The following is a 12,043-nucleotide window of genomic DNA, read 5'->3' as shown; positions in this document are numbered from 1 at the left end:
GGCCTGCCGTATCCTACGAGTTCCAGGACCCCGCTTTACTCAGCATGGACGAAATTGGGGCTATCTTAACTATCGCTGAGCAGCTTCAGTCCTGGGCGAAGGATGTTCAGGGTTATGCCTTCAATCAAGCGATGACTGGTAATAGTGTGCCCGGGTGGAAGTTGGTCGAGGGCCGGAGCAATCGGGCCATAGCTGACAAGGACGCTGCCTGGACGTCGTTCGAAAAGGCGACGCTGGAGTTTGACAAGTATCTGAAGCCCCGCGAGTTGCTGGGCATCGGGGAACTGGAGAAGCGAATCGGAAAGAAAGAGCTGTCCGCGCTGATCGGTGACCTGATCGTTAAGCCACCAGGTAAACCTGTTCTCGTCGTAGAGACCGACCGAAGACCGGAGATTAACAGTGTGGAAAACGACTTCTCTGGCGAAGAGTTCTAAAACGTAAATACCTGAACAATTCATAATAAAGGAGATATGCACTCATGGCAATCGACAATCAATCCACAAAAGTAATCACAGGTAAAGTACGGCTTTCTTATACTCACATCTTCGAGCCTCAATCCATTGACGGCGGAGATGAGAAATTCAGCACGGCAATCCTGATCCCGAAGCCGGACAAGGAGACATTGCGGAAGATCAAGGCGGCCACAGACGCAGCCAAAGAGCTCGGTAAAAGCAAATGGGGCGGGAAGATTCCGGCGAACTGCAAGACGCCGCTGCGCGACGGAGATGAGGAACGGCCGGATGATGAAGCCTACGCTGGGCATTACTTTCTGAATGCGACGAGCAAGAACAAGCCGGGGATAGCGAAGCCGGTTGGGAAGGACGGGACCGGCAAAACGAAGTTCCAAGAGATTACGGACAGCACGGAAGTGTATTCCGGATGCTATGCCCGGGTATCGCTCAACTTCTATCCATTCGATGCGAAAGGGAACCGTGGGGTTGCAGCCGGATTGAACAATGTGGTCAAAATACAGGACGGAGATTTCCTGGGCGGCCGCAGCAGCGTCAATGATGATTTTGCAAGTGAGGACTTCGACGATATTGTCGATATCAGCGACGACGAAGAATTCTTGAACTAAGCAGTGAAGAGGGGATACCGCAAGGGTCCCCTTTCTAATCCCTAAATTATGGAGGATTGAAGCAGATGGAGTATAAATTTGCGGTCGTGAAAATTGAAGATATCGATAACCTGCTGCCGAAGGATCAGATTCAAAAAATGTACGGACTGCTGAATATGATTAATGATGCCCGCGAGGCTCAGGGCAAACCGCTTAACTCATATATCGTCGTTAACCTGGATGAACCGTATGCCGGAGATATAGTCGAAATCATGAAGAAAAACGGTCATTGGGATGACAACAATCCGGTTTTCCTGAAGCGCGGCCAATTAATTACCGAACTGGTCAAGGCAGCTCACGACAATGCTGTAGCTAAAGGATGGTGGGACGAGGACCGGAGTTTCGGGGAGATCATCGCGTTGATTCACAGTGAGGCATCAGAGGCATTAGAGGATTATCGAAAAGGTAATCACCCAAGGAATGTTTGGTATGATCGAAGACTTCCCGAGGGGGGACTTCAAACCGTTTTGGAAATGAAGCATGACACGGATAAACCCTGCGGTATTCCGTCCGAGCTGGCCGACATCGTTATCCGCGTATTCGACGCCTGCGGGCGGTATGGCATCGATTTGGAGCGGGCAATTACTGAAAAGATGGCCTACAATGCGACGCGGTCGCAGCGGCACGGGGGTAAGGTGCTGTAATGCCGATTGGGCTGACTTCTATAAAGGATTAAAGGGGTGTACCTAAATGGAAGATTGGGAGGAAAGAACAGAAAAGCCCATTTTACTGAGTGGGTCAGATCCAGAAATGATGACATTTACCGAAGTATATAAGCAATTCCAGCGTATGCTCCGGAAGAAGGCATATTCGTGGAGTGGATCCTATGAATACGATGAGCTTCTGCAAGTTGCCGGAATAGCGCTTTGGAAAGCTTACGATCGATACGATTGTGCCAATAAACCAATTCCCTTTGCCGCAGTAGCCGCTACTTATATCAAGTATTCCCTTCTCGCTCATCATCAAAAATATAAATCCAAGCATAATCGGAAAACATCTCAGATCCGATCCCTCTGCAGCCTTCATGATTTGGTTTATGACAAAAATGGCGAAGGAACCGAGCTGCAGGATCTGATAGGCGAAGAAGAAACATTCACCCAGGAGACTACTGATCGAGTCATCTTAGATAAACTCCTTAACCGCATACCGAAGCAGCAACGGGATGATTTGTTTGCCTATGTGGATGGGTACAAAATGCGAGAATTGGCTGAAGCAAAGGACCTGTCCAGTCAAACTATAGCGAAACGCATTCGGCATTCTTTTCTCCGGTTTCGAGCCCTCTATATTAAGGAGCTATCCCGATGAGTGCACGGAAATGGTACAGCGAGGAGCTTATGGCCGCAATTAAAGAGCGCTATACAGGCGATTCAGATGTTATTACTTCTCTGATGAACGAATTTAATGTGCCGAGACATATCGTTACAAGATATGCGAAGATCGCTGGTCTCGCTAGAAAAAAGGAGCCTGACTGGAGCGAGAAAGAGGTCCAATATCTAATACAAAACTGGAGCGAGAAAGGTTTATCCTATTGCGCCAAGCGACTTAAACGGACAGAGATTGCAGTCAAGTTAAAGGCGAAGCGTCTTGGCTTAGGAGGAATCGTTAAAGGATCTGAGTATCTTTCTGGTCAAAGCGTTGCCAATATTTTAGGAATCGATATCCATTCGGTATTACGGTGGATGGACAATGGACTATTGAAATATAAGAATGCGCCATTTTCTAATCGTACAGATGGTCGACGCACCATAACCATGATTACACTGGAAGACCTCGAACAATTCCTTCGTGACAACTTTGAATTATGGGATAGCCGCAAATTGAAAGGATCGCTTTGGATACAAGAACCCGAGTGGATGACCTCGAAAAGAGCTACCGATCGGTTGCGGCCACGAGCCGAAGGGCGGAAGTGGACTCGCGAAGAAGACAGGAGGGCTATTGCTATGTTCAAAGCTGGAGGATATACCTATCAAAAAATTGGAGGTGTTCTTGGAAGAAGTGGGGATTCGGTAGAAAGACGTCTTAGCCGGCTGGATGTGTGGGGAACAGGTGAATATATCGGCGCAAGGCATGAAAGGAGCATGCGATGACCACGGATCCGTTTTTCCAGCAGATACCTTGGGACATTATCAAGGACGACAGCGGCCGGGTGATCGGAGAGGTCTTTCTGACTCTCCCGATACCGCCGCCAAGGAGGAGACAACGCAAATGGGGTACTATCTCACGCCGGAAGACATTGAAACCGGTAAAGCCAATGGCATTCACGCCGAAATGCTGAGGAGGCGGGTTTACGTTGACGGGTGGGACGTCGATCGGGCCGTCACAGAAGTGCCAAGACAGCAGCAGGACCGCTCTGAGTGGCGGGCGGTGGCAGACAGTAATGGCATACGCCCTGATACATTTTATAATCGGTTGTCTGACGGCTGGACCGAGGAAGCGGCGGCGACCACGCCGCCCATCCCTTTGGCTGAACGGCTGTCCGCGATCCGGGAGAAGCGCCGGAAATATCCGCAGGAGTGGATCGACAAAGCGGCCGCGAACGGTATATCAGCACGGCTGTTCCGGGCTCGCGTCAAGCAGTACGGTTGGAGCTACGAGCGGGCAGCCTTGACTCCGAAGATTCCGCCGACGATCAGCTGCCGGACAGGAGCCCGAATTCTTAAAGAAAGGGCGGCGAGACGATGACCATTCTCCAAATTGATATAGAAACTTTTTCCAGTATTGACCTAGCTGACTGCGGCGTTCATCGTTACGTGGAAGCGCCGGATTTTGAGATTTTACTGTTCGCATTCGCCTTCGACAACGATCCCGTTCAGGTTATCGATCTGACCGATTATCAGGATATACCGAGAGATGTGATCGACGCCCTGCGCGGCGACGTCGTCAAGACGGCATGGAACGCCGGATTCGAACGCACGGCGATTGCCCGGCAGTTCGGTGTCGACTGCCTGCCGCAGTACTGGCGCTGCTCAATGGCTCATTCCTATACACTGGGGCTGCCGGGGTCTCTGGACAAGGCAGCGAAGGCGCTGGGGTTCGGCGAAGAGTCGCAGAAAGACGCTAAGGGCAAAGCTCTGATTAAATACTTCAGCGTTCCCTGCAAGCCGACAAAGGTCAACGGTGGCAGGCTCCGGAACTATCCGCACCATGACCCTGAGCGCTGGCAGCAGTACATCGATTATAACCGACAGGACGTGGTCGTAGAGCGTGCGGTCCGGCAGAAGCTGGAGCGTCACCCTGTCCCTGACCGGGAATGGCGGGTATGGGCGCTTGACCAGAAGATCAACGATTACGGGATCGGCGTTGACGAAAACCTTGTCCGGCACGCTATTGCTTGCTCGCAGCAGTACACCGAGCGGCTGCTCGTTGAAGCTAAGGAGCTGACAGGCGTCGATAATCCGAACAGCCTGCCGCAGCTCAAGGAGTGGTTCGCAGATCAGGGACTGCCGGTAGAAAGTCTCAACAAGGATGCTATGCCAGAGTTATTGGATGCGGCACCGAACGAGGAGACCAAGCGGATGCTGGAGCTCCGGCAGGAGATGGGCAAGACATCCGTCGGTAAATACGATACTATGCAGCTCGGTACCTGTGATGACGGCCGTGTCCGGGGGATTCTTCAGTACTGCGGTGCGAGTCGGACCTGGCGGTGGGCCGGTCGGCGGGTGCAGATGCACAATTTGCCCCAAAATCATCTGGATGATCTGGTAGCCGCACGCAGCGTGCTGGCTTCCGGAGATTATGAACTGCTTGAAATGCTGTACGGTGCTCCGCCGTTTGTGCTATCGGAGCTGATTCGCACCGCGCTGATCCCCTCGCCTGACAATCGCTTCATCGTTGCCGACTTCTCGGCGATAGAGGCTCGGGTGATCGCTTGGCTGGCAGATGAGCAATGGGTACTGGATGTGTTCCAGGGTCACGGGAAGATTTATGAGGCGACAGCATCCCGCATGTTCGGCATTCCGATGGATACCATCGTCAAGGGGCATGAGAATTACAAGTACCGCGCTTCCGGCAAGGTAGCGACGCTTGCCTGCGGCTTCGGCGGCGGCGCAGCAGCGATGGAAAAGATGGACAAGAAGAAGGAGATTGCAGCCGAGCAATATGATCCGCTGGTGAGGCAGTGGCGAGAAGCCAACCCGAAGATTAAGCGGCTATGGTACCGGACGGAGGAAGCTGCCTTGGAGGCAGTACAAACGAAGGGAACCGTTAAGCTGGCCCATGGTGTTCAGTACCGATATGCCGGCGGCGTCCTGTTCGCTGATCTGCCTAGCGGGCACAGCCTGACATATCCCTCGGCGGAGATTAAGCTGGATCCGAAGTTCAGCAAAGACGGCTTGGTGTTCAAGGCCCCGGACAAGACCGGACGAATGGTCTCCCAGCGGACGTGGGGCGGGACACTCGTCGAAAATCTGGTCCAGGCGATCGCCCGGGACTGCCTGGCCGAGAATCTGCTCAGGCTGGACGAAGCCGGATTTGCCATTCCGCTTCATGTTCATGACGAAGTTATCTTGGATGTACCCATGGGGATAGCGTCGGTGGAGGAAGTGACGGAGATTATGGGCAAGGAGATCTCCTGGGCGCCAGGGCTGCCCCTGAAGGCAGCCGGCTTTGAATGTGATTTCTATCAGAAGGATTAGAGAGGATAACAGGAGTATATAGGCCTGCCTCATTTAACACTAGCAATCCTCTGGTTGGCCGCACTTTCCACATTCCATGTACCAGTATGCGGTGTAGGATCCACAAGTAAGGTCACAATGTTCGTTTGCACGATTTAAATATGCATTCATATCAACACAGTCCCGATCATATCGAGTGGAATGGCATTTCCAGTTTCCCCATTTCTTACAGGAACATCTTCCCATACCTAAGCCTGCATAAAATTGGGGATTTAGTACTGCGTCAAAATTAAACTTTTGGAATGACGGGTAGACATAGGTGACATATTTAATCGACCCAACTTGAAAAGTTTTTGCTTGGGAGTGCTCTATTAAGGAATTTTCCATTGCCGATCCAGCTAATACGGAGAATGATTTTACTGTTAAGTCTCCTGATTTATGGGACTCTACTCTTATCGAGTTTTCTGTTAATAGCTCATTAGTAGGTAGATTATAAGTGGAGGAGTTTACGTTCAGATAGGGTTGAGAATAGAAGTAATTTCGATGAACCCCGTAATATTCAGGACATGCAGGAAGTGCGTAGTAATTATTCATGAGTTTAACCTCCTTTGGGCTTTTTTAGTAGTGTATGCAAAGAAAATAAAGTTGAGTAAGTACAAGAAAATTTATGAGGTGACATACATGCACGAATTGGACATATCGCTCGGCAAACATCGTGCAGATATGAGCTGGAAGCCGGAATACTGGACCTGGGATGAATTTATCGAGCGGCTGCGGAAGGTACGGCGGACAGCAGAGACTATGGCGCAATATGACAAGATGAGCGTACCAGCTAAGGGCAAGGCAAAGGATGGCCCGTCGTTTGTCGGTGGACTGATCCTGGGCGGCCGACGGAAGAAGGAGAGCGTCGATACCCGCAGCCTGATTACCTTGGATGCCGATTTCGCTGACGACGGGTTCCTGTTCGCGGTGGAGCTCATCCTGGGCGGCCGGGCGTATGCGATCTATTCAACGCATAGTCACCGGCCAAAGAAGCCCAAATACCGGCTAATCGTACCAACGGATCGGTCTATGAGCCCGGACGAATACGCCGCCGTCAGCCGTAAGCTCGCAGAGCAGATCGGCATTACCTATTTTGATAAGACCACATTCGACGTTCACCGGCTCATGTACTGGCCCAGTTGCTCCAAGGACGCGGAGCCGGTGCTGGAGGTCGCAGATGGAGACGCTCTGCCCGTGGACAATGTGCTGTCACAATATGAGGACTGGCAGGACGTGGCCGTCTGGCCGCGTCATCCGGAGGAGACCCGGGCACTACGCAACGTCACGACAAAGGCTCAGGACCCGCGCGAGAAGATTGGGACAATTGGGCTGTTCTGCCGGGCTTACGGTATCGCAGAGGGGATCGAGACCTTTCTGTCGGACATCTACACAACCGGTACGATGCCGCACAGGTATACCTACTTGCAGGGCAGCTCGGCAAACGGGCTGGAGATATATCCCGAACAGGATCTGGCCTATTCGCACCAGGACAGTGATCCAGTCAGCGACGGCCGGACATACAACCTATTCGACTTGGTGCGGGTTCATAAATTCGGGCATCTGGATGAGCGTGTCAAGGAGTTCACGCCGGACGCCAAAAAGCCAAGTCATGTTGCTATGGAGCATTGGGCGATTAGGCTGCCGGAGGTAAACCGGACAGCCGGCTCCGAGTTGCAGGCAGACTTTGCGGACGTAGATTTCGACGATGACGAAGACCCGGAGGAGGACCGATGGCTCGAAGAATTAGAGCGGCACCACAAGACCGGGAAGCTGCTGCCAACGGCGGGAAACGTGGAGCTGATTCTGTCTCACGGCACCTGGCGGGATATTCTGGCCTACGACGCGTTCGGGAATACAGAGGTCATCCGGAACCCGCTGCCCTGGCGCGGCAGGGAGCGTACTGGACGCTCATATGAGCCTTGGCTGGGGGCAGACGACAAGCGTCTGCAACATTGGTTCAGCAAGGCCCATGGCATCAACGGAGCCAAGACCATTCAGAACGCTTTTACGGAAGTGGTTCATAAAAATACGTTTCACCCTATCAAGGCATATCTTGAATCCGCCAAATGGGACGGCATCCCACGGGCAGAGCGGCTGTTCCCGGTCTACTTAGGTGCGGCGGACACGCATTATGTCCGGCAGACCACGCGCAAAATGCTGCTGGCGGCAGTATCCCGGTTGTATATGCCCGGTTGCAAGTTTGACCAAATGCTTGTACTTGTCGGCCCGCAGGGGGCAGGCAAAAGTTCTATTCTGGCGAAGCTTGGCCGGGAATGGTTCTCTGACAGCTTACGGACGTTCGAAAACAAGGAGGCCGGGGAACACCTACAGAGCGGCTGGATCTTCGAGATCGGCGAACTGTCAGCCATGAAGAAGACGGAGGTCGAGGAGGTTAAGGCATTTTTGTCCAAGACTGAAGACCGCTACCGGGTGGCATATGATCGTCAGGTGACCGAATTCCCACGTAAATGCGTCTTTTTCGGCACGACGAATACGAAGGGGTTCCTGCGGGATATGACCGGAAATCGCCGCTTTTGGCCCGTTGAGGTGTTCCCGGATCGGGCGGAGCTGAATCACTGGGACCATTTGGGGGAGCCGGAGGTAAGCCAGATATGGGCTGAGGTTCTGGGCTGGTTTAAGGCGGGGGAAACCTTGCAGCTGGATGACGAAGCCCGCATGGAGGCGGAGCGGCGGCAAGCGGCTCACATGGAGATGGACCCGCGCGAAGGGCTTATTCAGGAGTGGCTTGACTCGGAAGAACCGGACGAACTGGACCGGCCTTCAGGCCAATCGCGGCAACGTGTCTGTGCAGCCCAGATATGGGTGGAATGTCTCGGGAAGCGGAAAGGCGACATGAAGCCATGGGAAGCCAAGGAGATATGCGACATCCTGCGCAAAATGCCTGGATGGAAGGAAGGAAAGTCCCGTTTGCGAGTCCCTGGATATGGCCAACAGACCGTTTTTGAGCGTACCAGTGACCCCGAAAATTACTGATTCATCACTGCTTCAATTGCTTCACCCGCTGATGCAGTGATGCAGTGAGTGAAGCAGTAAAGTTGAAGGTACTGCATCAGGATAAACCCAGTCACACCAAGGATTCATGCCACGTTGATGCAGTTGAAGCAGTAATTTCTCTACTATAGTAATAATTAAAATTAACCTATACGTAACCCTACGTAATATAGGTTAAATAGCGATACTACCCACATACACACATAAGGTGATTCAACTGAACAGGAGGCGGAGATCTTGACAGAAAAGAGATTATCCAAAGAAGATCGGGTTAAGTACACGGCTTCTATCCTGGCTTGTTATCTTGCCGATGGACCGAAGCCCTTTGACGAAGTAAAAGCGCATTTTTCAAATTTGGGCGTTAGCCGATTCGACCTCAAGGCTGCGAGAGCAGAGCTTAAGGTCAAGACGATAAACACAGGCAAGACCTGGTTGTGGGAAGTACCAGAGCTTGAGGGTGGAGCTGATGCGTGAGTCACAACTGGAACGTAAAGCCCGCCTCGCCGTGGAGCGCATTGGCGGGAAGATGCCGAAGTGGGTCAGCCCTGGTAACCGGGGCGTCCCAGATCGAATTGCAATTTTGCCGAACGGCTTGACCGTATATGTCGAACTGAAGGCCCCGGGTAAACAACTGGAGCCGCTGCAGCGGAAATGGCTTAAGGATCTGCTGGAGCTTGGACATCGGCATTACAAAATAGACAGTGAAGCTGATATTGAGCGGTTCATACAGGAGGTGACGACGGAATGAAGTATATCCCTCACCAGTATCAAGCCTACGCCACGGAGCGCGTTCTGGACACACCGTTTATTGCCCTGCTACTTGAGATGGGCTTAGGCAAGACGGTATCCACGCTGACGGCCGTTGACCAGCTGCTGAATGACTACTTTGCGGCAGAGCGTGTGCTGGTGATTGCGCCGCTACGGGTGGCAGACGATACTTGGGCCCGCGAGATTCACAAGTGGGATCACCTGGGGCACCTGAGAATCAGTAAAGTTTTGGGCAGCGCTGATCAGCGGCGCCGAGCGCTGAAGGCTGACGCTGATATCTGGATAATCAATCGCGAAAATGTGGAGTGGGTTGTCGGGGAGTACGGCAGTCAGTGGCCGTTCGATACAGTGATAATCGACGAGCTGTCGAGCTTTAAAAATCACCAGTCCAAACGCTTCAAAGCGCTTCGGCGGGTCCGGCCTTTTATCAAACGGCTGATTGGATTGACCGGCACTCCGGCACCGAATAGTCTCATGGACCTGTGGGCGCCGGTGTACTTGCTGGATCAGGGTGAGCGCCTCGGAAAGACCATCGGGGCGTATCGGGACCGATACTTTAACCCAGGTGAGCGTAACGGCCACGTGGTATACAGCTGGAAGGCCAAGCAGGAGGCGGAAGAACGGGTATACGAGGCGATTGGCGATATCGCTGTCAGCATGAAGGCTGAGGATTGGCTGGAGCTACCGGAGCGGATCGACCGCACGATACCTGTCCGGCTCACCGGAAGAGCTGCCGAACTGTACAAAAAGCTGGAGAAGGAGCTGCTGATCGAATATGCTGACGCTGATGTCGTGGCGCAGACAGCAGCTGTGCTGAGTAACAAGCTGCTGCAGATGGCGAGCGGCGCCGTGTACGACGAAGATCGGGGCGTGAAGCTGATCCACGATGCCAAACTGGACGCACTGGAGGATGTAGTCGAGGCAGCGCAGGGTAAGCCGGTCATGGTGTTTTATAACTTCCAGCACAGCCTGAGCCGCATACAGCAGCGTTTCCCGCAAGCGCGTATCCTGCGAAAGGGCAAGGATGGCATCAAGGATATCAGGGCCTGGAACAACGACGAGATCCCCCTGCTGCTGCTTCACCCGAAGAGTGCCGGTCATGGGTTGAACCTGCAGGAGTCGAGCTGCCGGATGGTTGTCTGGTTCGATCAGATTTGGAGCCTGGAGGAGGATCAGCAGGCTAATGCGAGAGTGTACCGACAGGGAGTGAAACACAATATCGTCATAATCCGGTTGGTAGCTGAGGGGACGATGGACGAGGACGCCGTCGATGCGCTGGAGCGCAAGGCTGCGGGGCAGGATGCCTTGATGGACGCGGTCAAAGCACGGATTGAGAGGGTGAAATTATGAACGAGATCGAGAAGCGACGCGCGTTCCAGCGTGTGAAGTCGATGAGTAATGATTCGTTTTGGAAGTGGATGAACGCCATGCATAGCCAGGCTTATTACAAAGCCGAGCAGCATTATCAAGAGGCGATGGCTATCGAGCTGCAGCCGAAGCAGGCGAAAGCCGTCATCGCCAAAGCACAGCAGATCCGTGAGGACTGGGACGGCATGGCTACCGTGACGATTAACGAGACGGAGGCAACGGAGTGGTTGCCGAGGAGGCAGCCATGAGCAACGGAGATCGGAAGCGGACGCCGATTCCGCGCCGAGATATTGAGCAGGGAGCGGCCAAGGGACCGAGCAAATGCTGCGAATATAAACTATCGCCGGAGGAGCTGGCGGAGATCCGGGCCAAGTACCCGGCAACCAAACGGGATAAGAAATTCAAACCGCCGATTGAGATAAAGACCAGACCTAAGGAGGAACTGAGTGATATGGCCAAATTCACGATGACCGAAGAAGAATATAAAAAGGCGATCGCAGACGGCAAGACCAAGGAGCAGATCGCCAAAGAGTGCGGCGTTACGGTGCAGGCGATCGATTACCACATCAGCAAGTGGGCGAAGGAGGGCAAGAGCCCTGATCCTGCCGGCGAACAGCCGCCAAAGCCACGCCCGGCGACAGAGCTGGAGCTGCTGGACAAAGCGGAGAAGGAGATCGAGCGGCTGACTTTGAGAGTGGCCAATTTGGAGTCGGAGAGAGATGCCGTTCAATCTGAGGTAGGCCGTATTATTACCGACCGGGACGATGTTGCTGATGAGCGCGACCTGGCAATTGGAGAGGCTACCCGGCTGACGGAAGAACTGGAGCGAATCAGTGCCGAGCGCGACGCGATGGCTGCTGAGCTTGAACGCTGGAAGGCGCGCGCCGCCGATGCCGCCGCTACTCGAGACGCTGCGGAGAATGAGCTGGCACAGGTTAGCGACGAGCGCAACGAACTTGAGGAGCGGCTGTCTGAAGTCAAGGGCGCGCTGACGGTGGCGCAGATGCAGCGCGGACACATTATGGCTGAGCGGGACAAGCTGCTTGCAGAGCTGGAAGTCATTCAATCGTCCCCCATCACTGCGACTCTCATCACCGACGAAGCCATTACGGCTAAAAACGGC

14 protein-coding genes are annotated in these 12,043 nt (G+C 53.4%); 13 read left to right on the top strand and 1 reads right to left on the bottom strand.

Annotated features, from left to right (window positions below):
- The 7 genes from L691_RS0126715 to L691_RS0126685 form a co-directional block, all read left to right on the top strand.
- A partial coding sequence (locus L691_RS0126715) for a DUF2800 domain-containing protein (RefSeq protein WP_025693253.1) occupies window positions 1–434 on the top strand: 434 nt, incomplete at its 5' end.
- A gap of 44 nt (window positions 435–478) precedes the next feature.
- Entirely contained in the window at window positions 479–1,078 is a 600-nt protein-coding gene (locus tag L691_RS0126710) for a DUF2815 family protein (protein ID WP_025693252.1), read from the top strand.
- Between the two features lie 251 nt (window positions 1,079–1,329).
- Window positions 1,330–1,761 carry a nucleoside triphosphate pyrophosphohydrolase family protein gene (locus tag L691_RS30335; RefSeq protein ID WP_051459471.1) on the top strand — a complete coding sequence of 144 codons (432 nt, stop codon included), beginning with the start codon at window positions 1,330–1,332 and terminating at the stop codon, window positions 1,759–1,761.
- A gap of 46 nt (window positions 1,762–1,807) precedes the next feature.
- On the top strand, window positions 1,808–2,422 hold the full coding sequence (locus tag L691_RS0126700) for a sigma-70 family RNA polymerase sigma factor (protein ID WP_025693250.1): 615 nt from the start codon (window positions 1,808–1,810) through the stop codon (window positions 2,420–2,422).
- On the top strand, window positions 2,419–3,204 hold the full coding sequence (locus L691_RS0126695; protein ID WP_025693249.1) for an SAM domain-containing protein: 786 nt from the start codon (window positions 2,419–2,421) through the stop codon (window positions 3,202–3,204). Before L691_RS0126700 ends, L691_RS0126695 begins: the two co-directional genes overlap by 4 nt.
- Before the next feature lie 118 nt (window positions 3,205–3,322).
- On the top strand, window positions 3,323–3,799 hold the full coding sequence (locus tag L691_RS0126690; RefSeq protein ID WP_025693248.1) for a hypothetical protein: 477 nt from the start codon (window positions 3,323–3,325) through the stop codon (window positions 3,797–3,799).
- A complete protein-coding gene (locus tag L691_RS0126685) occupies window positions 3,796–5,751 on the top strand; it encodes a DNA polymerase (protein WP_025693247.1) in 1,956 nt (651 codons plus the stop codon). The genes L691_RS0126690 and L691_RS0126685 overlap by 4 nt, the downstream gene beginning before the upstream one ends.
- A gap of 39 nt (window positions 5,752–5,790) precedes the next feature.
- Here the strand turns inward: L691_RS0126685 and L691_RS32350 are convergent, their stop codons facing one another.
- Window positions 5,791–6,324 carry a hypothetical protein gene (locus tag L691_RS32350; protein WP_156934353.1) on the bottom strand — a complete coding sequence of 178 codons (534 nt, stop codon included), beginning with the start codon at window positions 6,322–6,324 and terminating at the stop codon, window positions 5,791–5,793.
- A gap of 87 nt (window positions 6,325–6,411) precedes the next feature.
- Between L691_RS32350 and L691_RS0126680 the strand changes: the two genes are divergently transcribed.
- From L691_RS0126680 to L691_RS30330, 6 genes are all read left to right on the top strand, one after another.
- On the top strand, window positions 6,412–8,766 hold the full coding sequence (locus L691_RS0126680; protein WP_025693246.1) for a virulence-associated E family protein: 2,355 nt from the start codon (window positions 6,412–6,414) through the stop codon (window positions 8,764–8,766).
- A gap of 255 nt (window positions 8,767–9,021) precedes the next feature.
- Entirely contained in the window at window positions 9,022–9,258 is a 237-nt protein-coding gene (locus tag L691_RS0126675; protein WP_025693245.1) for a hypothetical protein, read from the top strand.
- On the top strand, window positions 9,251–9,532 hold the full coding sequence (locus L691_RS0126670) for a VRR-NUC domain-containing protein (protein ID WP_025693244.1): 282 nt from the start codon (window positions 9,251–9,253) through the stop codon (window positions 9,530–9,532). The genes L691_RS0126675 and L691_RS0126670 overlap by 8 nt, the downstream gene beginning before the upstream one ends.
- Entirely contained in the window at window positions 9,529–10,902 is a 1,374-nt protein-coding gene (locus L691_RS0126665; RefSeq protein WP_025693243.1) for a DEAD/DEAH box helicase, read from the top strand. The genes L691_RS0126670 and L691_RS0126665 overlap by 4 nt, the downstream gene beginning before the upstream one ends.
- Window positions 10,899–11,168, top strand: a complete 270-nt coding sequence (locus tag L691_RS0126660) for a hypothetical protein (protein ID WP_025693242.1) — start codon at window positions 10,899–10,901, stop codon at window positions 11,166–11,168. Before L691_RS0126665 ends, L691_RS0126660 begins: the two co-directional genes overlap by 4 nt.
- Window positions 11,165–12,043, top strand: an 879-nt coding sequence (locus tag L691_RS30330) for a hypothetical protein (protein ID WP_036738510.1), incomplete at its 3' end; no start/stop codon positions are given. The genes L691_RS0126660 and L691_RS30330, both read left to right, overlap by 4 nt.

This window comes from Paenibacillus zanthoxyli JH29, assembly GCF_000520715.1.
Taxonomy (GTDB): domain Bacteria; phylum Bacillota; class Bacilli; order Paenibacillales; family Paenibacillaceae; genus Paenibacillus_AQ; species Paenibacillus_AQ zanthoxyli.
Note: the sequence above shows the minus strand (reverse complement) of the source record. Positions and strands in the feature narration are given on the sequence as shown.

Coding starts and splice junctions, on each gene's coding strand:
- L691_RS0126710 (WP_025693252.1), top strand. CDS start 479: ATGGCAATCGACAATCAATCCACAAAAGTAATCACAGGTAAAGTACGG.
- L691_RS30335 (WP_051459471.1), top strand. CDS start 1,330: ATGAAGAAAAACGGTCATTGGGATGACAACAATCCGGTTTTCCTGAAG.
- L691_RS0126700 (WP_025693250.1), top strand. CDS start 1,808: ATGGAAGATTGGGAGGAAAGAACAGAAAAGCCCATTTTACTGAGTGGG.
- L691_RS0126695 (WP_025693249.1), top strand. CDS start 2,419: ATGAGTGCACGGAAATGGTACAGCGAGGAGCTTATGGCCGCAATTAAA.
- L691_RS0126690 (WP_025693248.1), top strand. CDS start 3,323: ATGGGGTACTATCTCACGCCGGAAGACATTGAAACCGGTAAAGCCAAT.
- L691_RS0126685 (WP_025693247.1), top strand. CDS start 3,796: ATGACCATTCTCCAAATTGATATAGAAACTTTTTCCAGTATTGACCTA.
- L691_RS32350 (WP_156934353.1), bottom strand. CDS start 6,324: ATGAATAATTACTACGCACTTCCTGCATGTCCTGAATATTACGGGGTT.
- L691_RS0126680 (WP_025693246.1), top strand. CDS start 6,412: ATGCACGAATTGGACATATCGCTCGGCAAACATCGTGCAGATATGAGC.
- L691_RS0126670 (WP_025693244.1), top strand. CDS start 9,251: ATGCGTGAGTCACAACTGGAACGTAAAGCCCGCCTCGCCGTGGAGCGC.
- L691_RS0126665 (WP_025693243.1), top strand. CDS start 9,529: ATGAAGTATATCCCTCACCAGTATCAAGCCTACGCCACGGAGCGCGTT.
- L691_RS0126660 (WP_025693242.1), top strand. CDS start 10,899: ATGAACGAGATCGAGAAGCGACGCGCGTTCCAGCGTGTGAAGTCGATG.